The following is a 25,249-nucleotide window of genomic DNA, read 5'->3' as shown; positions in this document are numbered from 1 at the left end:
CTGAAGACGGGCCTGAGGGGGAGAGTAATGACCGGCAATGACAAGAGCGCTGAGCTCGATCTCGTCACCATCGGGCGGGCCTCCGTCGACCTGTACGGGCAGCAGATCGGCACGCGGCTCGAGGATGTCGGAAGCTTCGCCAAATCGGTCGGCGGCTGCCCGACGAACATCGCCGTCGGCACCGCACGCCTCGGCCTTCGCTCCGCGCTCGTCACCCGGGTCGGCAACGAACAGATGGGCCGCTTCATCCGCGAACAGCTTGCCCGCGAGGGCGTCGAAACGAGGGGCATCGTCACCGATCCGGACCGGCTGACCGCGCTCGTGCTGCTCGCGGTGGAAAGCGACAGCGCCTTCCCGATGATTTTCGTGCGCGACAATTGCGCGGACAATGCGCTCTGCGAGGACGACATCGACGAAGCGATGATCGGGTCGGCCCGCGCCATTCTCGTTACCGGCACGCATTTTTCCCGCGACACGACCGAGGCGGCACAGCACAAGGCCATCCGCATTGCGCGTTCGAGCGGCGGCAAGATCATTCTCGACATCGATTATCGCCCCAATCTGTGGGGTCTGGCCGGACATGAGGCGGGTGGCAGCCGCTATATCCGTTCCGCCCATGTCACCGCCAAGATGCAGGCGGTCCTGCCCCATTGCGACCTCATCGTCGGCACCGAAGAAGAGGTGATGATCGCCTCGGGCGAAGAAGACCTGCCCGCCGCGCTCCGCGCCATCCGTGCACACTCCAGCGCCACCATCGTGCTCAAGCGCGGCCCCATGGGCTGCATCGTCTATGAGGGGGTAATTCCTGAAGACCTCGAGCAGGGCATCGTGGGCAAGGGGTTTCCGATCGAGGTCTACAACGTGCTCGGCGCGGGCGACGCCTTCATGTCGGGCTTCCTGCGCGGCTGGCTGCGGGGCGAGCCGCACGCAACGAGCGCCACCTGGGCCAATGCGTGCGGCGCCTTTGCGGTCTCCCGGCTGCTCTGCGCGCCGGAAAATCCGAGCTGGACCGAGCTCCAGCATTTCCTCAAGAACGGCAGCCCCGAACGGGCGCTGCGGCGCGATCCGGTGCTGAGCCACATTCACCGGGCGACCAACCGGCGCGACGAATATCCCCTCATGATGGCGCTTGCGATCGACCATCGCAGCCAGTTCGAAGCCATGCCGGGGGCGACGCCTGCAAAAATCTCGGCGTTCAAGCGGCTCGCCGTCGACGCGGCGGCCCGCGTCGCGGCAGGGCGGCCCGGCTTCGGCATGCTGCTCGATGATCGATATGGTCGCGACGCACTTTTCGCGGCGGGGCAGCAAAAGCTCTGGATCGCCCGGCCGCTCGAAGCGCCGGGATCACGCCCCTTGAAGCTCGAATTCTTCACCGACACCGGCAGCCGGCTCGTGGAATGGCCGATCGATCATTGCGCGAAGATCCTCTGTTTCTTCCACCCTGACGACCCTGAAGAGCTGCGCACCGCGCAGATCGAGACCCTGACCGGCGCCCATGAGGCCGCGAGGCGGATCGGCCGGGACATCCTGATCGAAGTGATCGCCTCAAAGCACGGGCCCGTCGGCGATGACACCGCCGCGCGGGTGTTGGCCGAACTCTATGCCGCGGGCCTGAGGCCGGACTGGTGGAAGCTCGAGCCGCAGGCGACTGAGGCGGGCTGGCGCGCCATAGACGAGGTGATCGAAGCCAACGACCCCTGGTGCCGCGGGGTGCTGATGCTCGGGCTCGACGCGCCAGCCGACAAACTGGCCGATGATTTCGCCCGCGCCCGCTCGGCCCGCAGCGTCCGAGGCTTTGCCGTGGGCAGAACCATCTTTGCAGATGCCGCCAAGGCGTGGTTTGCTGGCACGATGACCAAGGAGGATGCGGTGAACGCGATGGCCGACCGCTTCGGTGCGCTGGTCACGGTCTGGCAGGGGAGCGGGGGAGGAGACGGACGATGAGCGACAAGACCATTCGCCTTACCATGGCACAGGCGGTTGCGCTCTTCCTGTCCCGCCAGCAAACGGTGATCGACGGCAAGACGGTGCCGATCTTCGGTGGCGTCTTTGCGATCTTCGGACATGGGAACGTGGCCGGTCTTGGCGAAGCGCTCTACGGCGTGCGCGACAGCCTGCCCACCTTCCGCGGGCAGAATGAGCAGGGCATGGCCAATGCCGCCATAGCTTTCGCCAAGGCGAGCTTTCGTCGGCGCATGATGGCGGTGACCTCATCAATCGGTCCGGGCGCGACCAATATGGTGACCGCGGCCGCGCTCGCGCACGTCAACCGCCTGCCGGTGCTGCTGCTGCCCGGCGACGTTTTCGCCAACCGCCTCCCCGATCCGGTGCTGCAGCAGGTCGAGGATTTTGCCGACGGCACGGTCTCGGCCAATGACTGTTTCCGGCCCGTCAGCCGCTACTTCGATCGCATCACGCGCCCCGAGCAGATCATGCCCGCGCTGCGGCGCGCCATGCAGGTGCTGACCGATCCCGCCCTCTGCGGTCCGGTGACGCTCGCGCTCTGCCAGGACGTACAGGCGGAGGCCTATGACTATCCGCAAGAGTTTTTCGCCGAGACCGTCTGGCATCATCGTCGGCCATCCCCCGACGCCTGGGAGCTGGCCGAGGCGGCCGAGGCCCTCCGGCACGCGAAGCGCCCCGTGATCATCGCGGGCGGAGGCGTGCTCTATTCCGAAGCAAGCGCCGCCCTCATCGACTTCGCCCAAGCTCATGGCGTGCCGGTGATGGAGACCCAGGCGGGCAAGTCCAGCCTGCCGCACACCCATAGGCTCAACATGGGCGCGGTCGGGGTTACCGGCTCGTCGGCGGCCAACGCGCTGGCCGAGGAAGCGGATCTGGTGCTTGCCGTGGGCACGCGGCTTCAGGATTTTACGACCGGCTCATGGGGTCTGTTCAAGGCCGACGGGCACCGGATCATTGGGCTCAACGTGCAGCCGTTCGATGCAGGCAAGCACCGCGCCCTGCCCCTCGTTGCCGATGCGCGGATCGGGCTTGAGGCTCTCGGCACGCTTCTGCGGGGCTGGCAGGCGCCCGCCTCCTGGCAATCCCAGGCCGATGCTGGCCGCCAGCACTGGCTGGCAGCAGCCGAAACGGCTCTCGCGCCCACCAACGCCGCCCTGCCCTCGGATGCCCAGGTGATCGGCGCGGTTCACCGGGCGCGTGGCAGCGAGGCGGTGCTGGTCTGCGCAGCAGGTGGTCTGCCGGGCGAACTGCACAAGCTCTGGCCGGCCGGCGGACCGGGCAGCTACCACCTCGAATATGGCTTTTCCACCATGGGCTACGAGATCGCCGGAGGGCTCGGGGTCAAGCTCGCCCGACCCGAAGCGGACGTCGTCGTCATGGTCGGCGACGGCAGCTATCTGATGGCCAATTCGGAGATCGTCAGCGCCCTGATGCTGGGTCTGAAGCTCACCATCGTCGTGCTCGACAATGCCGGCTTCGGCTGCATCAACCGGCTCCAGATGGCGACCGGTGGCGCGAACTTCAACAATCTCTTCGCCGATACACGCCACGAGACGCTGCCCACTGTCGATTTCGCCGCGCATGCCGCATCCATGGGAGCAGTCGCGCGCAAGGTCGCCTCGATCGGCGAGCTCGAAACCGCGCTTGCCGACACGAGGGATGAACGCCGCACGACCGTCCTCGTCATCGACACGGACCCGATCGCAACGACCGAGGCGGGCGGACATTGGTGGGATGTCGCGGTGCCCGAGATCTCGGCGCGTGCGGAGGTTCGCGCTGCACGGACCCAATACGAAAAGGCGCTGCAAAGCCGCGGCGGGTGATCGCGAAGGCGGCGACCGAAGAGGCAGGGGGAGACGACATGACGATCCGCATCGGAGCCAATCCCATCGGCTGGTCAAATGACGACATGCTCGAGATCGGCGGGGAGACACCGCTCGAGCAGTGCCTTGCCGAGGCGCGGGAGGCGGGGTTTGTCGGCATGGAACTCGGCAACAAGTTTCCGCGCGACGCAGCAACGCTCCGCCCCATTCTCGAGCGGTACGGGCACGCGCTCGTTTCGGGCTGGTACTCGACTGAACTGCTCGTGCGCGACGTCGAGGCGGAATGGCAGGCGATCCGGCCTCATGCCACGCTTCTGAGGGAGATGGACTGCTCGGTCCTGATCGTCGCGGAGACCTCCAACGCCATTCACGGTCGCCGGGCCCTGCCGCTGTCGGCGCGCCCCGTGCTGGACAAGGCGGACTGGCGCCAGTGGGCGGACCGGCTGAGCGCGCTCGCACGACGGCTGAAGGCAGAGGATGGGCTCGACCTCGTCTATCACTACCACATGGGCACGATCATTGAGCGCGAGGCCGAGATCGACCGGCTGATGCACGAGACCGACGATGCCGTTGGGCTGCTGCTCGATACGGGCCACGCAGTCTTTGCCGGCGCCGATCCGGAGCGGCTCGCCCGCCACTACCGGGCCCGTATAAGGCATATCCACGCCAAGGACGTGCGCGAGGAGGTGATGTGGCAGGTGCGCCAGGAAGATCTGTCCTTTCTCGATGCGGTGCTGGCCGGCGTCTATACGGTTCCCGGAGACGGGCTGATCGACTATCCTCCCATCTTCAGGGCGCTGGCCGGGTATTCGGGCTGGGTGGTGGTCGAGGCCGAGCAGGACCCGCAAAAGGCCGACCCCGCCACCTATGCGCGGCGCGGCCACGCCGATCTCTCGCGATTCCTCAAGGAAGGGGGCCTTGTTTGAAGCCCAACGACATCAACTGGTTCAGGCCGCTCTGGCGCCGCGTGCTGGTCACCGCAATCTGCGCCGGCTGGGCGGCCTTCGAATGGTCGCGCGGCGAGCAGCTCTGGGGCTTCCTCGCCCTGGCGCTCGTCGCCTATGCGGTCTGGAACTTCTTCATCACCTTCGACAAGAAGGCTGCAGAGCTCGACAAGGCGGAAGAGCGCAATGGCTCACCTGAGGCTTAGGCCAAACGGCAACAACGGACTTGTCCAGCATGTGACGCCCCAGAGCGCCGGCTGGCGCTATGTGGGTTTCGACGTCTTCCGCGCCGCAGCGGGCGAAACCGTGCGCGGGGAAACCGGCGCATGCGAAATCTGCCTCGTCTTCGTTTCGGGGACGGGGCATGTGGTGAGCGAGGATGTCGATTTCGGCATGCAGGGCGGGCGGATGAGCCCTTTCGACGGTGCGCCTGCGGCGATCTTCCTTCCCCCCGGCCGAAGCTGGAGCGTCGCCGCGACGAGCGCGCTCGAACTCGCCGTCTGCTCTGCTCCGGGGATCGAGGGCGTCTATGCGCCACGCATCGTGACGCCGGAGCCGCAGTTTTCCCGCGGTACCGGTTCGAACACGCGGCACGTCACCAACATCCTCCCTGAGACCGAGCCTGCCCATGCGCTCCTCATCGTCGAGGTGATCACGCCGGCCGGCCACACCTCCTCCTATCCCTCGCACAAGCATGACGAGGACAACCTGCCTGCCGAAAGCCAGCTCGAAGAGACCTATTACCATCGGTTCAACCCGTCGCAGGGCTTCGGCTTCCAGCGCGTCTATACCGATGACAGGAGCCTCGACGTCGCCATGGTGATCGAGGATCGCGACGTGACGCTGGTGCCCCGCGGCTACCACCCGTGCGCGGCCATCCATGGCTATGATCTCTATTATCTCAACGTCATGGCCGGACCGCATCGGGTATGGCGGTTCCACAACGATCCCGACCATGAGTGGCTCGTGCGCTGAACCCGCGCCCGGCGGGAGCCGCCACTTGACCCCGGCCGGATGAGGGCCGATACCAGCCCCCGTCCCGTGACCGGAGCGCCAGATGTCCGCCAATTTCGTCTTTACCCTCTCCTGCGCCGACCGGCCGGGAATCGTCGCCGCCATCACCACCGAGCTTGCCGCGCTAGGCGCCAATATTGCCGAGAGCAACCAGTTCTGGGATCGGGAGACCGGCCAGTTCTTCATGCGGCTTGCCTTTACCGCGCCGGACGGGGTTGATCGGGAGGCGATCGAGCGGGCGCTGAAACCGGCCATCGAGCGGTTCTCCATGCGCTCCGCGCTGATCGACCAGAGCCGACGCAAGCGCATCCTGGTCATGGTCTCGAAATTCGACCATGCCCTGCTGCATCTGCTCTACCAGATCCGGGTGGGGTGGCTGGACGCCGAGATGGTGGGGATCGTGTCCAATCACGAGGACAGCCGCGCCACGGCGGACTATGAAGGGGTGCCCTATCACCATCTGCCGATCACCCGCGAGACCAAGGCAGCGCAGGAAGCCCAGGTGCTCGACCTCGTTCATCAGTCGGGCGCCGACCTCGTCGTCCTCGCGCGCTACATGCAGGTGCTGTCGGATACGTTCGCGACCCGCCTCTACGGGCAGATCATCAACATCCACCATTCCTTCCTGCCGTCCTTCAAGGGCGCCAAGCCCTATCACCAGGCCCATGAGCGCGGGGTGAAGCTGATCGGCGCGACCGCCCATTACGTGACCCCCGACCTCGACGAGGGCCCGATCATCGAGCAGGAGACGGCCCGGGTCACCCATGCGATGAGCCCGGACGACCTCGTGGCAGCCGGCCGCGACGTCGAGAGCCGCGTGCTCGCCCGCGCGGTCAAGCTCCACCTCGAAAACCGTGTCATGCTGAACGGCCGGAAGACGGTCGTTTTCGGCTGATCAGCCCTTCGGCTCGGGCCTGACCGGCGGCACGCGCGGCTCTTCGGGCTCGCGCCGCTCCGGGGCTACGTCCGGCACCTCGGCCGGTCGGTCCACCGGAAGCTCGAGGGGTGTCTCCGGCTCGGGCGCATCGGCTGGTTCCGGAATGTCTGCGGGAGCCTCCGGGACCACCGAGCCGGGAACGATTCCCGGCTCGGGCGCCATCGGCGGCAGTTCCTCGGGCAGGGCAGGCATAGGTTCCGGCGCCGGCTGAAGCGGAATTTCCGGCTCGGGTGTGGGCTCGAAATCAGGCTCAGGAGCTGGCGGCTCGTATGCGGGCACCGTCGGATAGACGAAATCTTCCGGCATCTCGGCCACGGGGCCCGGCTCCGGCACGGCTGCGACCTCAAGCGAGGGCTGTGGCTCGAGAGGCTCCGGCGTGTCGGCCGGCTGGCCCGGCACGACAGGTCCGAGATCGGGCTCGATACCCGGCTCACCAGCCGGCTCGCCCTCGCGCTCGAAAGGTTCGGCGATCTGGCCCGACCGTTGATCGGCATCTTCGAGCGGCATTGCTGCCTCTTCGGATCCCGGGAGATCGGGCATCTCGCCAAGCGCCGGAATTTGTGTCGTCGGTTCGGCGGGCCCTTCTTCGACCGGGTAGAGCGGCCCTTCGGGAAGAGGCTCGACGGGTGTGGGCTCGAGCGCTACGGGAGAGGGTGGGATCGGTCGAGGCTCATCGCTCGGCGGCACCGCGATCGGCTCGTCGGTCAGCGGACCCTCGAGAGGCTCCCGGCCGAGCCCGGCCTCGCGCAGATGGGGATCGGGAAGAATGTCGGTCACCCGGGCCTGATCGAGAAGCGGACCGCCGATGGCCGGCTCCAGATCAATCGGCAGGGGCGCAGAAGCGGCGGCGGCACCTGCCGGGTCGGTTGCGCCCGGCGCACGCTGGCCGGTGAGCCAGCCCAGCATGCCGAGGCCGATCTCGCGCTCGCCCATGATCACCTCATCGGCGCCGAGATCCTGCAGATGGGCCTGCTCGTCCTCCGAATGCGCCCGCGCAATGATGCGGAGATTGGCGTTGAGCCTGCGTCCCTGTTCGGTCGCTTGGCCAGCCTCGAAGGCGTTGGGAATGGCAACCAGCATGGCACTGGCGCCCGAAACATTCGCGAGCTTCAGAACGTCCGGGCTTGCGGCATTGCCGACAACGACTTCGAGCCCGGCAGCGCGTGCGCTGGCAATGCGGGGCTCGGCATCCTCGACCACAAGGACGGGCCGGCCGGCTCCGGCCAAGCCTTGGGCGACGACGCTGCCGACCCGGCCATAGCCGACGACCACGGTATGACGCGACAACGCGGTGGGGCGGATACTGGGAACGACATCATCATCGGCGGCCGGAGCGGCAGGCGAGACCGTACCCTGACCCATCCCGGGCTCGACCCGAACGCCCGGCTCGAGCGTCGGCTCGACGGGCCCTGTGGGCTGGAAGCGGGTTTCGAGCCGCGGCCGAAGCCGGTCAACCGCCCAGAAGACGAGCGGGTTGAGCAGGATCGAAATGATCGCGCCGCCCAGGATCAGGTCGCGCGCCTCGACCGGAAGGATGGCGAGACCCACTCCGAGGCTTGCGAGGATGAAGGAGAATTCACCGATCTGCGCAAGGCTCGCCGAGATGACGAGCGCTGTCGATACCTGCCTGCGGAAGGCGATGACGATGAGAAAGGCGAGGATGGACTTGCCGAAGACGATGATGAAGACCGTGACCAGTAGCGGCAGCGGATCGCGGATGAGAATGCTGGGGTCGAACAGCATGCCGACCGAAACGAAGAACAGCACCGCGAACGCGTCGCGTAAGGGCAGGCTTTCTTCCGCGGCCCGATGGCTGAGCTGGCTTTCGGCGAGGATCATGCCGGCAAAGAACGCCCCGAGCGCCAGTGAGACGCCAAAGAGGTAAGACGCGCCCGCAGCCACCCCGAGCGCGATGGCCAGCACGGCAAGCCGGAAAAGTTCGCGGCTGCCGGTATGCGCAGTGGCGTGAAGGACGAACGGGATGATGCGCTGACCGACGACCAGCATGAAGCCGACGAAGGCGGCAAGCTTCACGAGGGTCAGCGCCAGAACGCCCGGCAGTCCCAGCGGCATGCCGATCAGCCGCTCGAAGAAGCTGACGAAGGGATCCACCACATTGACACCGCCCTCGATGGCGGCGAGCCCGGCAAGCGCCGGCACCAGCACGAGCGCCAGCACCATGGCGAGATCTTCGACGATGAGCCAGCCCACCGCAATTCGTCCTCGCTCGGTCTCGATCAGGCGCCGCTCCTGCAGCGCCTTGAGCAGGACCACGGTCGAGGCGACCGAGAGCGCGAGGCCGAAGAGGAGCCCCGCCCCGATGCCCCAGCCCATGACGAGCCCGAGCCCGAGCCCCATCAGCGTTGCGCCGCCGATCTGCACGACAGCGCCGGGAATGGCGATAGCGCGTACGCTCAGCAGGTCACGCAGCGAGAAGTGGAGCCCCACCCCGAACATCAGGAGGATAACGCCGATTTCCGAGAGCTCGAATGCGAGTTCGGCATCGGCAACGAAGCCGGGGGTGTAGGGACCGACCAGAATGCCGGCGAGGAGATAGCCCACGAGAGGCGGCATGCGGAAGCGATTGGCGATCGCCCCAAAGATGAAGGCGAGGACGAGACCCGCGACGATCGTCGAGATCAGGGGCGTGTCGTGGTGCATGGCGATCTCCGGCGCTCAAGGGGCAAACTGGCCCCGCAACAGCAACGCGGCACTCCTCCCATGGTTCGCCCCCATGGACTGCCGACGCTGCTTAACGCCAGGAAAAATGCGGCGCAATCATGGGCATGGCCAGAGGCTCATGGTCCGAAGGTCCGCTACCTCACGATTATCCCCAGGGCAGCACCACGGTCTTGATCTCGCCCCTCGGTGGCGGCGCGGCCAATGCATCCGGCAGGGCGTCGAGCCCGATCGTACGGCTCACCAGCCGGTCGATCTCGAGCGTCCCCGCCTCGATCATAGCGCTCGCCCGCCCATGGGTGTGCGGGTTGAGATAGGCGCCCTCGATCCGTATTTCGCGCACGAGGATATCGAAGGGCATGACCGGCACCTGCACCCCCTGTGGCGTGACCCCGAAGACGACGACCACCCCGCCCGAGCGTGCCATCGCGACTCCGCCCGAAAAGGTCTCCGGCACGCCCGCGCATTCGAGGACGACGTCCACGCCGCCCGGAGACAGGGCGCGCAGCGCAGCGACGGCGTCATGGGCTGAGGGGTCGATCGTATGGGTCGCGCCGATCTCGAGCGCGAGCGTCCGCCGCTCGGCCTGGCGCGTGACGAGCACGATGACGGCGGCCCCCGCCAGCCGCGCCAATTGCACCATCAGCATGCCGATCACTCCGCCGCCCAGCACCGCAACGCTCTGTCCCGGAACGATGCGCGCGACGTCGAGCCCATGCAGACAACACGCAAGTGGCTCGATGAAGGCCCCGTGGATGGCAGGCATCGAGGCGGCAAGCCCATAGGCCTGCCCCTCGGGCACAAGCACATACTGGGCAAAGCCACCATCGCGCTGCACCCCGATCGCCACGAGATTTTCGCACAGATTGACCCGGCCCAGCCGGCAGGCCGGGCAGTGTCCGCAGGCGATGTTGGGGTCGCCCGTAATCCGCATGCCGGGCGAAAAGCGCGTGACGCCTGCCCCCACCTCTTCCACGGTTCCGCAGAACTCGTGACCCAGTGTCACCGGCACGGCGGTGGGATATTCGCCCGCCAGCATGTGGCGATCGCTGCCGCAGACCCCGCAGGCCTCGACCCGAACGAGCAGATCGCCCGGCCCCGGGCGCGGGGTCGCCACCTCGACGAGCTCGAGCCGGTTCGTTGCGAGCTTGCGCACAGCTTTCATCATGGCCTCCCTTTGGGGGGAGCCTAGCGCCGGCGGCACCGCAGGGAAAGTTCAGAGATTGCGCGAGGCGCGCATGTGCTCGACGATGTGGCGGCCCGATCCGCCGACATGGGCGGCGATGACGCGGGCGGCGGTCGTGGCGTCGTGGTCCTTGATGGCCTCGATCAACTGGCGATGCTCGTTGAGAATCTCGCGACGGCGTCCGCGTGCGAAGGGAAATTTCCGCGATATGGCGCGCAGGATCTCGCGATGCTTCCACCACATGTCGAGCGCGTGGCGATTGTAGTGCCGGTCATACATGAGCCGGTGAAACTGGGTATCGAGCGCTGAATAGGCCTCTGGATCCTCGAACCCGATCGCATCGATCCGATCCTGGATCGCCTCGAGCCGCGCGATGTCCTCATCGGTCGCGATCCCGACGAACCATGAGGTGAGATAGGGCTCGATGAGCACTTCCATCTCGTAGATGTCGCGCACGAACTCCTCGTCGATCGGGCGCACCCGAGCGCCGCGATTGTGCGAGAACAGCACGAAGCCCTCGCCGCGCAATTGCTGCAGCGCCTCGCGCACGGGATTGGTGCTCGTGCCATAGCGTGCCGCGAGCACCGAGACCTTCAGCCGCTCGTTTGCGGCCAGCTTGCCCTGCAGGATATCCTCGCGCACCAGCTCGTAGACGCTGGTCGCCTCATAGGCTTCGCGCTGCTCGACCCGCGTTTCGGGGATCCGGTTCATCTCGTCCATATCCGGCTTGTAGGGCATTTTCCAAGCGCCCGCCAATCCTCTGTTTTCGTCTGGATCATACATGGCAATTGACAGATAATGTACGATCTGACAGCGTTCATCCAGCAGATAGAGAGCGAAGGTCCACTTCGCCTCGGGGGAGGAACATGACGGCACCTCGAGCGGTGCCGGGCTCCATCCTGTTGCGCTGCGAACGGTCCGGGCGAGGCGTGACGCTTGCGCTCGCATGAAGGAGGAGATTGTGATGAGACTGACCCTGAAGGCCCGCGCCTGGACGTCTGCGGCGGCATTGCTGCTGGCCGGCACGGCTTACCCCGCCCTGGCCCAGACCTATTCCCAGGCGCCGAGCCTGGATGCCCGGGTGGAAAGCGGCGACCTGCCCCCCGTCGAGGAGCGCCTGCCCCAGACTCCCTATGTCGAGACGATGATCGATGGAGTGGGCGAATATGGCGGCACGCTCCGCACCACCATTCTCGCCAATGGCGACCACTACAATCTGACCCGCACGGTCGCCAACGAGCTGCTGGTCCGCTGGGATCCGACCTGGAGCGAAGTCGTCCCTTCGCTTGCCGAGGAAGTGACCGCGTCCGACGACGCCACCACCTACACCTTCAAGCTGCGCGAAGGCCTCAGATGGAGCGATGGCGAGCCCTTTACCGTCGACGACATCATGTTCTGGTATGAAGACGTGTTCATGAACGAGGCGCTGTCGCCTTCGCGCAACCCGACCTTCGTGGTCAATGGCGAGCCGGTCGTCGTCACCAAGATCGACGAGAACACCGTTGAGTTCAAATTCGCCTCGCCCTACGGGCTCTTTCTCCAGCAGCTGGCCTATGGCCAGGGCCATTTGCCCGTCATCTACCCCAAGCATTATCTCAGCCAGTTCCACGAGGACTACAATGCCGAGGGCCTGCCCGAGCTGATCGCGGCCGATCCGGCCGCAGGCGACTGGGTCGCGCTCTTCAACTCCAAAGTGTCGCTGACCTTCCAGCCGCCCTTCTGGCAGAACCTCGAGCTGCCCACCATCAACCCATGGGTGCTGACCGTCCCGTACGCCGACGGCGAGCGCGTGGTGGCCGAACGCAATCCCTACTATTGGAAGGTCGATCCCGAGGGGAACCAGCTGCCCTATATCGACCAGGTCACCTGGGCCAAGCTCGACGACCCCCAGCTGATGGCGCTGCGCATGACCTCCGGGGACTTCGACTTCGCCTTCCGCCACATCAACAACGCCACCTTCCGCTCGGTGCTGTTCGATGGCCAGGAGAGCGGCAATTACCGGTTCGTCGACGTGCGCGACCTGCCCGCCAACGACGCTGTGATCCTGCTCAACCTCAACATCGAGGATCCGGTCAAGAACGCGATCTTCAACAACAAGGATTTCCGCATCGCGCTCAGCCACGCGATCAATCGCCAGGAGATTATCGACCTCGTCTATGTCGGACAGGGCGCTCCGGCCCAGGTCGCCATCCAGCCCGAGCACGAGCTCTACAATGAGCGGCTGGCCACCCAATATACCGAGTTCGATCCCGAGCTTGCCAACCAGATGCTCGACGAGATCATGCCCGAGCGCGATGGTGACGGTTACCGGCTCGATCCCGAGGGGAACCGCTTCACCATCAACTTCATGGTCTCGGACGTCTTCGGGCTCTCCTACCCCGACGTCATGCAGCTGGTGCAGGGCTACGCCCGAGAGGTCGGCATCGACATCCAGCTGCGTACTACCGACCGGGCGCGCCTCAACACCATGTGGTACGCCAACGAGCAGGAAGCCTATATCTGGAACTGCGTAGGCGGGCTCTCGGAAGCCTATACCGATGTGCGCTGCTACATGCCCTTCCAGAAGGCCGACATCTTCTTTGCGATGAAATGGGCCGAATGGTACGCCGACCCAGCGACTGGAGAAGAACCGCCCGCTGAAGTCCAGGCGCTGATGGAAGCCTATGACGACGTCAATGCCGCCGTCACCGACGAGGATCGCCTCGCCCAGATGCAGGAGTTTCTCGAGCTTTCCGCCGAGAACTTCTTCCACATCGGCATCTCGCGCCCCATGCCCAAATACATGATGACCTCGAACGACCTGCGAAACGTCGTCGACGGCATCCCGATCACGGGCAATCTCTGGCATCCCGCGCCGACCCTCAGCCAGTGGTGGTTCGACCGCGACTAAGCTCCTCCCGGAGAGGGGCGGCGCCCGGCGCCGCCCTGCCTCATTTCCCATGACGTCCCGACGCGCAGAGGTCGCATGATCCTGTTCATCCTCAAACGGCTCCTCTTCGTCATCCCGACGCTGTTCGCCGTCTCCATCGTCGCTTTCGCGATCATCCAGCTGCCGCCGGGCGATTACCTGACGACGCTGATGGCGGACTGGGCGAGCCAGGGCGGAGCAGTGGAAGCCGGTACTGTCGCGGCCATGCGCGAGCGCTACGGGCTCGATCAGCCCATTTATGTCCAGTATTACAAATGGATGGCGGGCATACTGACCCGCGGGGATTTCGGCATCTCGTTCGAACTCGGCCAGCCCGTAACAAACCTCATCTGGAACCGGCTCGGCTTCTCCTTCCTCCTCGCCTTCCTCACGCTCTGCTTCGTCTGGGCGCTGGCGATCCCGATCGGCATCCTCTCGGCGGTCCGGCAGTATTCGATCACCGACTATTCGGCGACGTTCATGGCGTTTTTCTTCCTCGCCGTCCCCGATTTCGTGCTCGCGCTGGTCGCCATGTATGTCTGGTCCACCTATTTTGGCCAGTCGGTGGGTGGGCTCTTTTCGGCCCAGTACATCGATGCGCCATGGAGCTGGGGCAAGTTCCTCGATTTCGTCAACCATGTCTGGCTGCCGGTCTTCGTCATCGGCATCGGCTCGCTCGCGGCGCTCGTGCGCATCATGCGCGCCAACCTGCTCGATGAGCTCTCGAAGCCCTATGTCACCACCGCCCGGGCCAAGGGCATGTCCGAATTCGAGCTCCTCATCCGCTATCCCGTCCGCCTAGCGCTCAACCCGCTGATCTCGACACTGGGCTGGATCCTTCCCGCCGTCATTTCAGGCGAGATCATCGTTTCGGTGGTGATGAGCCTGCCCACCACAGGTCCGCTGCTGCTGCGCGCGCTGCTCGCGCAGGACATGTATCTCGCCGGCACGCTGATCCTCCTGATCTCCGTTCTCACAGTCATCGGCACGCTGATTTCCGACATCCTGCTGGCCATCGCCGACCCGCGGATCCGCTACCAATGACCGATATCCAGCACCTGCCGCCCGCCGCGGGCGTACCCGCGCCGACGACGTCCCCCCGCAAGGGCGACATCGCCGTAGCCGGCCAGTGGACGCTCTTCTGGCTCAAGTTCAAAAAGCACAGGCTTGCGCTCGTCAGCCTCTTTGTCGTCCTCTTTCTCTACCTCGTCGCGGCCTTCGCGGACTTCATCGCCCCGCTCGACCCCAACGCGACGAACGCCACCTTCACCTACGCGCCACCGACCCCAATCGGGCTCTTCATCGACGGCTCCTTCGCACCCCATGTCGAAGGGCTCTCGATGACGCTGAACCAGGACTCCATGCGCCGGGAGTTCGCGGTCGATCCGGAAAACCCCGTCCGGATCGGGCTCTTCGTGCCCAGCCAGCCCTATCGGCTGCTCGGCTTCATCCCGATGCAGACCAAGCTCTTCGGCGCGCTTGAGCCCGGGCCTCGCAGCGCGGTCTATCTCTTCGGCGCCGACCGGCTCGGGCGCGACATCTTCAGCCGCGTCGTCCACGGCGCCAAGATTTCGCTCTCGATCGGGCTCGTCGGCGTCTTCCTCAGCCTCGTGCTGGGGGTCGTGATCGGCGGCATTTCGGGTTTTTTCGGCGGGACCGTCGATCTCGTCATCCAGCGCTTCATCGAGTTCCTGCGCTCGATCCCCACAATCCCCCTCTGGATGGGCCTTGCCGCCGCGATCCCCGTCGGCTGGCCGCCGATCCAGACCTATTTCGTCATCACCCTCATCGTTTCGCTGATCGGCTGGACAAGTCTCGCCCGCGAGGTGCGCGGCAAGTTCCTGTCGCTGAGGAACGAAGATTTCGTCGTCGCCGCCCGTCTCGACGGAATGAGCGAGATCGGCATCATCCTGAAGCACCTCGTGCCGTCGTTCATGAGCCACATCATTGCGACGCTGACGCTCGCGATCCCCACCATGATCCTGGCCGAAACCGCCCTCTCTTTCCTCGGCATCGGGCTGCAGCCGCCGATCATCTCCTGGGGCGTGCTGCTGCAGGAAGCCCAGAACATCCGCGCGGTCAGCCAGGCTCCGTGGCTGCTCTTCACGCCCGCCGCCGCCATCGTCATCGCCGTGCTCTCGCTCAACTTCCTCGGCGATGGCCTGCGCGATGCAGCAGACCCCTACGAGTCCCATTCATGACCGGCCCCGCCGACAAAGAGCTCCTGTTGCAGGTCAAGGACCTCAGGACCCATTTCCCGACCCGTACCGGCGTCGTGAAGGCGGTGGATGGCGTTTCGTTCGACCTCCATCGCGGAGAGACCCTTTGCGTCGTGGGCGAGAGCGGATCGGGCAAATCGGTCACCGCACGATCGATCCTCCAGATCGTCGACCGTCCCGGCAGGATCGTCGGCGGATCGATGAACCTCACCCGGCCCGACGGAACGGTGACCGATATTGCGAGCCTCGATCCGCGCGGGCGCCAGATCCGCGCCATTCGCGGGCGCGAGATCGCCATGATCTTCCAGGAGCCGATGAGCTCGCTCTCGCCCATCCACCGGGTCGGCGAGCAGATGGGGGAGATGCTGCGCATCCATTTCGGCACCCCGAAGCCCGAACGCCGGCGCCGCGTCATCGAACTTCTGAACCATGTCGAGATCCCGCGCGCCGAAACCGCGATTGACCGCTACACCTTCGAGTTTTCCGGCGGCATGCGCCAGCGCGTGATGATCGCCATGGCGCTCGCCTGCAACCCCAACATGCTGATCGCCGACGAGCCGACCACCGCGCTCGACGTCACCACCCAGGCCGAAATCCTCGCGCTCATCAAGAAGCTTCAGGCCGAGCACGGCATGGCGGTGATGTTCATCACCCACGACATGGGTGTCGTGGCCGAAATCGCCGACCAGGTGCTGGTGATGTATCACGGCAAGGTCAAGGAACGCGGGCCCGTCCGGCAGATCTTCCATGCGCCGCAGGACGAGTACACCCGCATGCTGATCGGCTCGGTCCTGAAGCTCGAAAAGAAGGCCGAGATCCGCGAGCGTCGCGCGCCCGTCGCCGAGGACGCCCCACCGCTTCTCGACGTGCGCAACCTCACCATGACCTTCGATGGCGGCCTGAAGGCCGTCGACGATGTCGGACTTGTCATCCGCCCCGGCGAGACTCTCGGCATCGTGGGAGAAAGCGGCTCGGGCAAGACCACGATGGGCCGGTGTCTCCTGCGCGTCTATGAGCCGAGCGGCGGCCGCATCGACTATCGCCGAGCGGACGGCTCTGTCGTCGACATCGCCGCGGCAGACAAAAAGACACTGAAGTCGCTCCGCCGCGATATCCGCATGATCTTCCAGGATCCGGTCAATTCCCTCAATCCGCGAAAGACCGTCGCCCAGATCATCGGCGAGCCGCTGGCGCTTTCGGGGATGGGGCGCAAGGAGCGCGACGCGCGCGTTGCCGACCTCATGGCCCAGGTCGGGCTCGAACCGGCCTGGCGCGAACGCTACCCGCACGCCTTTTCGGGCGGCCAGCGCCAGCGCATCGGCATCGCCCGTGCCATTGCGGTCAAACCCCGGCTGATCGTCGCGGACGAGGCGACCTCGGCGCTCGACGTTTCGCTCCGCAGCCAGATGCTCGACCTGCTGCTGCAACTCCAGGACGAGCTGGACCTCGCCTACATCTTCATTTCTCACGACATCTCGGTCATCCGCTACATCTGCGACCGCGTGGCGGTGATGTACCGCGGCAGGATCGTCGAGACGGGTCCGACCGAAGAGGTCACGCGCAATCCGCGCCACGACTATACGCGCGCGCTCCTCTCAGCCATTCCCCATCCCGATCCCGACGACCGGCGGCTCCAGCACCGCTTCCGCTATGCGGGCGCCAGCGAGTCCTGACCCGGTCTGCGCCCCCTCCCGTTCCCCCTTCGAGTGCCCCGACGTGAAAATCACCGACATCAAGATCATCGTCACTGCCCCCGGCCGCAATTTCGTGACCGTCAAGATCATCACCGACGAGGGGCTTTACGGGGTTGGCGACGCCACGCTCAACGGGCGCGAACTGGCTGTCGCCGCCTATCTCACCGAGCATGTCGTCCCGTGCCTCATCGGGCACGATCCGGCGCGGATCGAGGACATCTGGCAGTATCTCTACAAGGGCGCCTACTGGCGTCGCGGCCCGGTGACCATGTGCGCCATCGCCGGCATCGACATGGCGCTCTGGGACATCAAGGCGAAAGCGGCGAACATGCCGCTCTACCAGCTGCTGGGGGGCGCGAGCCGCGAGCGCGTCCTCTGCTATACCCACGCCTCGGGCGCCGACATCGCCGAAACGGTCGAGGCCGTCGGCAGGCGCCAGGAGGAGGGCTATCTCGCCATCCGCGCCCAGACCGGCATTCCGGGCCTGCCCCCGATCTATGGCACCGACAAGTCCAATACCAACAGCGCCGCCGCCGACGCCCTGCCGCGCGAGGAGGTCTGGTCGACGGCCAAATACATGAATTACGTGCCCGCGCTCTTTGAGGAACTGCGCAAGGCCTATGGCACCGAGCTCCACCTGCTGCACGACACCCATCACCGCCTGACGCCCATCGAGGCGGCACGGCTCGGCAAGGATCTCGAGCCCTATCGCCTGTTCTGGCTCGAGGACACCGTTGCCGCCGAGCACCAGGAGGGGTTCCGGCTGGTCCGCCAGCACACGACGACCCCGCTCGCGGTGGGCGAAGTGTTCAACTCCATCTGGGATTGCCGGCTGCTGATCGAGGAACAGCTGATCGACTATATCCGCACCACCGCCGTCCATGCCGGCGGGGTCACGGCGCTCCGGCGCATCATGGACTTCGCCTCGGTCTACAATGTCCGCACCGCCTGCCATGGGGCCATGGACATGTCGCCCATCTGCCTCGGCGCGAACCTCCATCTCGATCTCTGGGCGCCCAATTTTGGCATCCAGGAATATTCGGGCTACACCGAGCCCATGCACGAAGTCTTCCCCCATGCCTGGCGCTTTGCCGACGGGCATCTGCACCCGGGCGACACGCCCGGGCACGGCGTCGACATCGATGAGACGCTCGCCGCCAAATATCCCTATGAGCGCGCCTATCTGCCGGTCGCCCGGCTCGAGGACGGCACGCTCTGGCACTGGTAATTCCCAAAGGAACAGCAAGATGAAGATCACCGCCATTCGCCCCTATGCGGTCTGGGTGGGCATCCGCAACCAGCTCGTCGTCAAGGTCGAGACCGACGAGGGCGTCTTCGGCTGGGGCGAGAGCGGGCTGTCGGGCCGCGAGAAGGCCGTGGTCGGCGCCATCGAGCACTATACCGAGTTCCTTCTCGGCAAGGACCCCTTCCAGATCGGCGCACTCTGGCAGGAGATGTATCGCAGCCAGTATTTCGAAGGGGGGCGCGTGCTCGCCGCCGCCATCTCGGCAATCGACATCGCGCTCTACGACATCAAGGGCAAGGCGCTCGGCGTCCCGGTTTACGAGCTTCTGGGAGGCCGGCAGCGCCACCGCATCCCGACTTTTGCCACCACCTATGGCGAGCCGGGCGAGGAGATGATCGAGCAGGCCCGGATGCTGATCGAGCATGGCTGGACCGCCATGCGGCTTTCGCCCTCCGGCCATGAAAACTCCGAGATCTACGAGCCGCGCGAGCATATCGCGAAAACCGCCAAATGGCTGATGAAAGCGCGCGAGGCCCTGGGCGAGGAAGTGGTGCTGGGCATCGACTATCACCACCGCCTGTCGGTCGCGGAAGCGGCGAGCTTCTGCAACAAGATGGATCGCGGCACGCTCGATTTCCTCGAGGAGCCGATCCGCGACGAAACCCCGGAGGCCTATGAGGCGCTGCGGCGGATGACCGACATTCCCTTCGCCATCGGCGAGGAATTCGCGTCGAAATGGCAGTTCATCCCCTATATCGAGCGCGACATCCACCAGTTCAATCGCATCGACATCTGCAATGTCGGCGGGCTGACCGAAGCGATGAAGGTCGCCGGCTGGAGCGAGGCCCATTATGTGGACATGATGCCGCACAACCCGCTGGGGCCCATCTGCACCGCAGCGAGCGTCCATTTCTGTGCGGCGGTCGCCAATTTCTCCTGGCTCGAATGCCGGGCGAGCCCAGCTGAAAAACATCTGGGGTTCGACAATTCGGAATTTTTCCCCGTCCAGCCCGTGCTCGAAAACGCCCACTATCTCGTGTCGGACGCCCCGGGCCTCGGCATCGAGGTCAATGAGGAGCTGATTGCCAAGCAGAGCTTCAAGTTCTGGGAGGCTCCGCACCTCAGGCGGCGCGACGGCTCCTACACCAACTGGTAGCAGCCCCGGTCCGCCGGCCTTGCCCTTGGGTCCCGCTGCCGCTAGGGGTGGGACCCACAGCGGGAGGATGGACATGCGCTACAGCCTTGGCGGACACAGGATCGAAAGTGCGGCGGACGCCTGGGTCGCGCCCAACGCCGTGGTGATCGGACGCGTGATCCTCAAGGCACGGGCCAGCATCTGGTGGAACGCGGTCTTGCGGGGGGATAACGAGCCCATCACGATCGGGGAAGGCAGCAACATCCAGGATGGCTGCGTGCTTCATACCGACATGGGCCATCCCCTCACGATCGAAGAAGACGTCACGGTGGGACACCTCGCCATGCTCCATGGCTGCACGATCGGCGCCGGCTCGCTCATCGGCATCGGTGCGGTCGTTTTGAACGGCGCGCGCATCGGCAAGGGCTGCCTCATTGGCGCCAAGGCCCTGATCCCCGAGGGCAAGGACATTCCCGACAACAGTCTTGTCATGGGTGTGCCAGGCCGGGTTGTCGGCGAGATCGACGCAGCCCGGGCCGAGGCGCTCCGCCAGTCCGCCCGGCACTATGTCGAGAACGCCCAGCGCTATCGAAACGAGCTGACGCAGGACCGCTGATCCGGACCAGATTTCGCCCGATTCCAATCGGGCGGGGCAGGCAAGACTTTCGACTTACGGCGACCCGCCGAAAATTTCAGAACGCGCGCAGGAACTTATGACGGACATACGTCGTTCGATGCTCACGCCTTATTTTGGCAGGCATTGAACCGGTAGCTTCACCTCATCCGCCGTGGGGGCCGGTGAACCTGAAACGGAGTGTGCCTCATGTCCCTCGTCCCGTCCGCGTCCGAAAGACCTTCGCTCTTTGATCGCATCCGCCAGTCGCTCGGCCGACGCCCTGAGGCTCAAGGGAACGAACAGGCCGCGGACACGCAGATCGCGAGCGGCTTCATCGGACCGGTCCGGCCGCGCGAGGCCGACTACCATCCGGCACCTCTGCCGGCGCGCCCTTATCTGCGCAGCACAGGCTGGAGCCCGGACGATCTGCGTTCGGTTCTCTCCCGCGCAGACAATGCCAAGCCTTCCGCCTATGAGCCGGACGAAACGATGAAGGCGATGCTCCGCCGGCTCGCGACCACGCGCCCACCTGCGCCGAAGGCCGTCACCTACCAGGAAGCCGCCGAATAGCTCAGATCAACCCGTGCATGCGGCGCGCCGCTTCGCGGATGCGCCGCGACAGGGCTTCGAGCCGGTCCCGCACGCCAAGGATCTGCGCGACCATCTCGCCGCGTGCATCCTGAGCGATCTCTTCGAGCATGCCGAGCTCGGAATCGATCTGCGAGACGAGTTCGCCGGCGCGCTGCAGATGGCGCCGATCGACATACCGCCCGCCTTCTGCGGCATCGGCGGCACGCTCGAGGTCGAGCGCCTCCCCTTCCCAATCGGCATAGGATAGGCCGGTAAGCGCCAATTGCTCGCGCAGATTGTCCGCGTCGGTTGCCATGACCGTCCCTTCAAGGGTGTGTAACGCGCCCAAGCCATTCCAACACGAAATCATCGCTCGGCGCCAGACCGAAAGCCCCGGAGGCGACCCCGATGGCTGCCGGGCGATTTGACGCGGAGGGCCGAGCCGTTCAGAAAGGTAGGGATAACCTGGGTTAGAACGCCGGCATGCCCCGTGCACGGCGACTGGAGGAGCCGCAACCAATGCAGCAGGATCGCAAGCGCATCGAAGACGTGGTTGGCTGGCTCGCCGACCACCCCGAGATCGAGGTGCTGCATACCGCCGTTTGCGACCTCAACGGCATCATGCGCGGCAAGCGCATTCCCATCGGCCAGGCCCAGCGCGTGATCGATGGCGGGATCCGCATGCCGCTCTCGATCGTGGGCGTCGACGTCTGGGGCGAAGACATCGTGGGCAATGCGCTGGTCTTTGCGGGCGGCGATACTGACGGAATATGCAATCCGACCGGCCGCGGCGCGCTGCCGATCAACTGGACCACGCGCCCCAGCGCCATGATCCCGCTCTGGATGTTCCAGGAAACGCGGGCGCCGTTCCTCGGCGATCCGCGCCAGGCACTCGCCCATATCCTGAGGCGCTACGCCGAACACGGACTGACGCCGGTCGTCGCGACGGAGCTCGAATTCTACCTCGTGGATCCGGAAGCCGATTCTGCGGTGCCTCCGATCTCGCCCTATACCGGCAAGAGGCTGGATTCCGACGCCATCCTCTCGCTCGACGAGCTCGAGGATTTCGGCGAATTCTTCCGCGACGTCTACGCCCAGTGCGAACAGCAGAACGTGCCCGCCGATACCGCGATTGCCGAGAACGGCATCGGCCAGTTCGAGATCAACCTGCTCCATACCGCCGACGCGCTGAAGGCGGCGGACGATGCGGTTCTTTTCAAGAGGATCGTCAAGGGCGTGGCGCGCAAGCACAGGCTCGTGGCGACCTTCATGGCAAAGCCCTATGGCACGCGCTCGGGAAATGGCTTTCACGTCCATTTCAGCGTCAACGACGCGGCGGGCAACAACGTCTTTGACGATGGCAGCGAATATGGCTCGCCCATCATGCACAATGCCGTTGCGGGCCTTCTCACCGGCATGGCCGAGACGACATTGCTCTTTGCTCCGCATTTCAATTCCTACAGGCGGCTGCGCCCCGATACCCACGCGCCCAATGCGATCTCATGGGGCTATGAGAACAGGACGAGCGCGGTGCGCATCCCGGGCGGCAGCCCCAAGGCCCGCCGTATCGAACACCGCGTCGCGGGCGCCGACGCCAATCCCTATCTCGTCATCGCCGGCATACTGGGCGCGGCGCTCGTCGGCATCGAGGATGAGCTCATGCCGCCAAAACCCTTTTCGGGCCGGGCCTATTCGGAGCGCCTTCCCAAATTGCCGGCGGATTGGGCATCGGCCGTCAATGCGTTCGAGGATGGCACGATGGTGCCGCGCATCTTCGATCCGGTGCTGCAATCGATGTTTCTGGCCTGCAAGCGCCAGGAGATCGCCGGCTTTGCCTCGCAGGTGACCGATCTCGAATTCAGCGCCTATCTTGAGGTGGTGTGATGACGTCCTCCTATGCCGGCGACGGCAGCTATCCTCCCAGCTTCTATGCCGCCTCGGCCAATATCATTCGCACCCCCAAGGTCCTCAACGGTGAGGAAAGCGCCGATATCTGCGTCGTGGGAGCGGGCTACACCGGGCTCTCGACTGCCATCCATCTGGCCGAACGCGGTTACAGCGTCATCGTGGTTGAAGGCGCCCAGGTGGGCTGGGGCGCGTCGGGCCGCAATGGCGGGCAGATCGTCAATGGGCTCAACGCCTCGCTCGGAACGATCGAGAAGCGCTATGGCGCCTCCGCGGCCGATTTCGTCGGCGGGCTGCTGCAGGAAGGCGCCTCGATCATCTATGACCTCGTCGACAGGTTCGGGATCGCGTGTGATCTGAAGCGCGGCAATATCTATGCCGCCTATACCGAAAAGCACATGGCTGAGCTCGAAGCCAAGAAGGCGCTCTGGGCACGCCATGGTATGGACGATCACGAACTGCTCGACCGCGACGGCATCCGGGCCCATGTGGGCAGCGACGCCTATTGCGGCGGCATGCTCGACAGATCAGGCGGACATATGCACCCGCTCAACCTTGTCCTCGGGGAAGCCGCTGGCTTTGAAAGCCTCGGGGGGAGGATCTTCGAGCTCTCCCCCGTCACCCGTGTCACCCAGGACGCCGGCGGCGCTCGCGTCGAAACCGCTACCGGCAGCGTTCGCGCCAAGGCAGCAGTGCTCTGCGGGAACGCCTATCTCGGCGACGTCATCCCCGAACTCGCCAATCGCGTCATGCCCGTCTCGACCCAGATGGTCGCGACCGAGCCCCTGGGCGAGGAGCGGGCCCGTCGCCTCCTGCCCACCGACAAATGCGTGGAGGACGTGCGTTACATCCTCGATTATTTCCGGCTCTCGGCAGACCATCGGCTCGTCTTCGGCGGCGGCGTCGTCTATGGCGGCACCGACCCCGCCGATGTCGAAAAGAAACTGCGGCCCAATCTCGAAAAGGTCTTTCCTGAACTGACGGGCGTGCGGATCGACTACGCTTGGAGCGGCAATTTCGCGCTCTCCTTTTCGCGCGTGCCGCAAATGGGCAGGCTCGGGGACAACATCTATTTTGCCCATGGCTATTCGGGCCATGGCGTAACGGGCTCTCACCTGTTCGGCAGGATCCTCGCCGAGGCCATTGATGGCGATCGTGGCCGGTTCGACGTCTTCGCCGACATCCGCTACATCCCGTTTCCCGGTGGGCGGGCGCTCCGCGCTCAATACTCCACGCTCGGCTCCTGGTGGTATGCATTGCGAGACTGGCTGGGCGTCTGATGACGAGGCTGCTGCTGGTGGGGGCAGGCTTTGCGCATCTCGAGGTGCTCCGCCGGCTCGGCCGGCAGAGGCTTGCCGGGCTCGACATCACCCTCGTTACCGCCGAGCCCGCGACCGCCTATGCAGGCATGCTGCCCGGCGTCGTTGCGGGGCACTACCTAAAGAATGACATGCTCGTTCCTGTCGCGCCGCTTGCCGCCAATGCCGGCGCCGAGCTCATTCTTGATCGCGTGGTCTTCATCGACGGGGAAAGAGGCGAGGCCGAACTCGCCTCAGGCCGCCGCATCGGGTTTTCGATCTGCGCCATCAATGCGGGCGCGAGCGCACGACCCAATCCGGATGCGCCGGACCCTCCGTTCGGATGGCTGGCGCTGAAGCCTGCCCTTGCCTTTCTTGCCCGGCTCGAAGCCATCGCGCCTCAGCTTGCCGGCCGCCCGATGGCCATCGCCGTCTTCGGAGCGGGGCTTGCCGGGTGCGAAATGGCGCTCGCTCTGGCCCATCGGTTCGGAGACGATGCCAGGATCACCCTCGTCGATAGGCGGGGCAGCACGCTCGAGGCCGTGCCGAAGGCGGCTCGTCCTGCGCTTTTCGAGGCGCTGCGGCGGCATCGCATCGCCCTGCGCGAGGCCACCGATACGGTTCCCGATTTCGCCGTCCTCGCCACGGGCGCCACGCCCCCCGCATGGCTCGGCAAGACCGACCTTCGCCGCGGTCGCGACGGCTTTCTCCAGATCGGTCCCGATCTGCGCGTTGAAGGGCAGGACAGGATCTTCGCAACCGGAGACATCGCGAGCATGGCTTTTGCGCCGCGTCCCAGGGCCGGCGTCTATTCGGTGCGACAGGGCCCGATCCTCCACCACAATATTCTCGCGCTTGCCGCGAGCCGACCGCTACGCCGCTATGCTCCCCAAAGCCAGTGGCTCGGGCTGATCGCGACCGGCGAACGGCACGCGATCGCCACGCGTAACGGGCTCGCCCTGTCCGGAAAAGTCTTCTGGCATCTCAAGGACAGGCTCGACCGCGGCTTCATCCGCCGATACCGTCAACACCCCGAGGCGTTTCAGACTCGCTGAGATTGTCTTAACGTCTTCAGCGTATTATCGCGAACGAACGGGACGGTGACAGGAT

The 25,249-nt window shown here is 65.4% G+C and carries 20 protein-coding genes and 1 pseudogene; 17 read left to right on the top strand and 4 right to left on the bottom strand.

Annotated features, from left to right (window positions below; all coding sequences use genetic code 11):
• Positions 1-27 precede the first annotated feature (27 nt).
• The 6 genes from EMQ25_RS14270 to purU all read left to right on the top strand — a co-directional run bounded on the left by EMQ25_RS14270 (position 28) and on the right by purU (position 6,641).
• On the top strand, positions 28-1,944 hold the full coding sequence (locus EMQ25_RS14270; protein ID WP_127189278.1) for a bifunctional 5-dehydro-2-deoxygluconokinase/5-dehydro-2-deoxyphosphogluconate aldolase: 1,917 nt from the start codon (positions 28-30) through the stop codon (positions 1,942-1,944).
• Positions 1,941-3,788 (top strand): 3D-(3,5/4)-trihydroxycyclohexane-1,2-dione acylhydrolase (decyclizing), encoded by a 1,848-nt coding sequence (gene iolD, locus EMQ25_RS14265; protein ID WP_127189277.1) that lies wholly within the window; start codon positions 1,941-1,943, stop codon positions 3,786-3,788. Before EMQ25_RS14270 ends, iolD begins: the two co-directional genes overlap by 4 nt.
• Positions 3,789-3,826: 38 nt before the next feature.
• The gene (gene iolE / locus EMQ25_RS14260; protein WP_127189276.1) at positions 3,827-4,714 is read left to right on the top strand and encodes a myo-inosose-2 dehydratase; all 888 of its coding nucleotides are present in this window, start codon (positions 3,827-3,829) and stop codon (positions 4,712-4,714) included.
• Positions 4,711-4,938, top strand: a complete 228-nt coding sequence (locus EMQ25_RS14255) for a hypothetical protein (RefSeq protein ID WP_127189275.1) — start codon at positions 4,711-4,713, stop codon at positions 4,936-4,938. The genes iolE and EMQ25_RS14255 overlap by 4 nt, the downstream gene beginning before the upstream one ends.
• Entirely contained in the window at positions 4,919-5,707 is a 789-nt protein-coding gene (gene iolB / locus EMQ25_RS14250; protein WP_127189274.1) for a 5-deoxy-glucuronate isomerase, read from the top strand. The genes EMQ25_RS14255 and iolB overlap by 20 nt, the downstream gene beginning before the upstream one ends.
• Positions 5,708-5,789: 82 nt before the next feature.
• Positions 5,790-6,641, top strand: coding sequence for a formyltetrahydrofolate deformylase (purU, locus tag EMQ25_RS14245; protein WP_127189273.1), 852 nt, complete (start codon positions 5,790-5,792; stop codon positions 6,639-6,641).
• 804 nt (positions 6,642-7,445) lie between these two features.
• On the opposite strand, the pseudogene EMQ25_RS14240 reads toward purU, so the two are convergent.
• The 3 genes and pseudogenes from EMQ25_RS14240 to EMQ25_RS14230 form a co-directional block, all read right to left on the bottom strand.
• Positions 7,446-9,344, bottom strand: a pseudogene (locus EMQ25_RS14240) (cation:proton antiporter domain-containing protein); the annotation flags it as partial.
• Between the two features lie 166 nt (positions 9,345-9,510).
• Positions 9,511-10,527 carry a zinc-dependent alcohol dehydrogenase family protein gene (locus tag EMQ25_RS14235; RefSeq protein ID WP_127189271.1) on the bottom strand — a complete coding sequence of 339 codons (1,017 nt, stop codon included), beginning with the start codon at positions 10,525-10,527 and terminating at the stop codon, positions 9,511-9,513.
• Positions 10,528-10,578: 51 nt separating this feature from the next.
• Complete coding sequence (locus EMQ25_RS14230; RefSeq protein WP_127189463.1) at positions 10,579-11,268, bottom strand: GntR family transcriptional regulator; 690 nt, start codon at positions 11,266-11,268, stop codon at positions 10,579-10,581.
• A 244-nt stretch (positions 11,269-11,512) separates the two neighbouring features.
• On the opposite strand from EMQ25_RS14230, the gene EMQ25_RS14225 reads away from it, so the two are divergent.
• From EMQ25_RS14225 to EMQ25_RS14190, 8 genes are all read left to right on the top strand, one after another.
• Positions 11,513-13,438 carry an ABC transporter substrate-binding protein gene (locus EMQ25_RS14225; protein ID WP_127189270.1) on the top strand — a complete coding sequence of 642 codons (1,926 nt, stop codon included), beginning with the start codon at positions 11,513-11,515 and terminating at the stop codon, positions 13,436-13,438.
• Between the two features lie 75 nt (positions 13,439-13,513).
• Positions 13,514-14,500 (top strand): ABC transporter permease, encoded by a 987-nt coding sequence (locus tag EMQ25_RS14220; protein WP_127189269.1) that lies wholly within the window; start codon positions 13,514-13,516, stop codon positions 14,498-14,500.
• A complete protein-coding gene (locus EMQ25_RS14215) occupies positions 14,497-15,657 on the top strand; it encodes an ABC transporter permease (protein WP_127189268.1) in 1,161 nt (386 codons plus the stop codon). Before EMQ25_RS14220 ends, EMQ25_RS14215 begins: the two co-directional genes overlap by 4 nt.
• The gene (locus EMQ25_RS14210; protein ID WP_127189267.1) at positions 15,654-17,348 is read left to right on the top strand and encodes an ABC transporter ATP-binding protein; all 1,695 of its coding nucleotides are present in this window, start codon (positions 15,654-15,656) and stop codon (positions 17,346-17,348) included. Before EMQ25_RS14215 ends, EMQ25_RS14210 begins: the two co-directional genes overlap by 4 nt.
• A 43-nt stretch (positions 17,349-17,391) precedes the next feature.
• Positions 17,392-18,597 (top strand): D-mannonate dehydratase ManD, encoded by a 1,206-nt coding sequence (gene manD / locus EMQ25_RS14205; RefSeq protein WP_127189266.1) that lies wholly within the window; start codon positions 17,392-17,394, stop codon positions 18,595-18,597.
• Positions 18,598-18,616: 19 nt separating this feature from the next.
• Positions 18,617-19,771 (top strand): mandelate racemase/muconate lactonizing enzyme family protein, encoded by a 1,155-nt coding sequence (locus EMQ25_RS14200; RefSeq protein WP_127189265.1) that lies wholly within the window; start codon positions 18,617-18,619, stop codon positions 19,769-19,771.
• 73 nt (positions 19,772-19,844) lie between these two features.
• On the top strand, positions 19,845-20,366 hold the full coding sequence (locus EMQ25_RS14195) for a gamma carbonic anhydrase family protein (protein ID WP_127189264.1): 522 nt from the start codon (positions 19,845-19,847) through the stop codon (positions 20,364-20,366).
• Between the two features lie 207 nt (positions 20,367-20,573).
• A complete protein-coding gene (locus EMQ25_RS14190) occupies positions 20,574-20,936 on the top strand; it encodes a hypothetical protein (RefSeq protein WP_127189263.1) in 363 nt (120 codons plus the stop codon).
• A 1-nt stretch (position 20,937) separates the two neighbouring features.
• Here EMQ25_RS14190 and EMQ25_RS14185 read toward each other — a convergent pair whose 3' ends face one another.
• Complete coding sequence (locus EMQ25_RS14185; RefSeq protein ID WP_127189262.1) at positions 20,938-21,252, bottom strand: hypothetical protein; 315 nt, start codon at positions 21,250-21,252, stop codon at positions 20,938-20,940.
• A 203-nt stretch (positions 21,253-21,455) separates the two neighbouring features.
• Here EMQ25_RS14185 and EMQ25_RS14180 point away from each other — a divergent pair, with 203 nt between their 5' ends.
• From EMQ25_RS14180 to EMQ25_RS14170, 3 genes are read left to right on the top strand one after another with little or no spacing between them, the layout of a single operon-like run.
• Positions 21,456-22,820 (top strand): glutamine synthetase family protein, encoded by a 1,365-nt coding sequence (locus EMQ25_RS14180; RefSeq protein WP_127189261.1) that lies wholly within the window; start codon positions 21,456-21,458, stop codon positions 22,818-22,820.
• Positions 22,820-24,121, top strand: a complete 1,302-nt coding sequence (locus tag EMQ25_RS14175; RefSeq protein WP_127189260.1) for an NAD(P)/FAD-dependent oxidoreductase — start codon at positions 22,820-22,822, stop codon at positions 24,119-24,121. The genes EMQ25_RS14180 and EMQ25_RS14175 overlap by 1 nt, the downstream gene beginning before the upstream one ends.
• Positions 24,121-25,194: an FAD-dependent oxidoreductase gene (locus EMQ25_RS14170; RefSeq protein WP_127189259.1), complete on the top strand. Its 1,074-nt coding sequence runs from the start codon at positions 24,121-24,123 to the stop codon at positions 25,192-25,194. Before EMQ25_RS14175 ends, EMQ25_RS14170 begins: the two co-directional genes overlap by 1 nt.
• Positions 25,195-25,249 lie beyond the last annotated feature (55 nt).

This window comes from Arsenicitalea aurantiaca, assembly GCF_003994485.1.
In the GTDB taxonomy this organism is placed as follows: domain Bacteria; phylum Pseudomonadota; class Alphaproteobacteria; order Rhizobiales; family Devosiaceae; genus Arsenicitalea; species Arsenicitalea aurantiaca.
The sequence above is the reverse complement of the archived record's forward strand: the minus strand, read 5'-3'. Positions and strand labels throughout refer to the sequence as shown.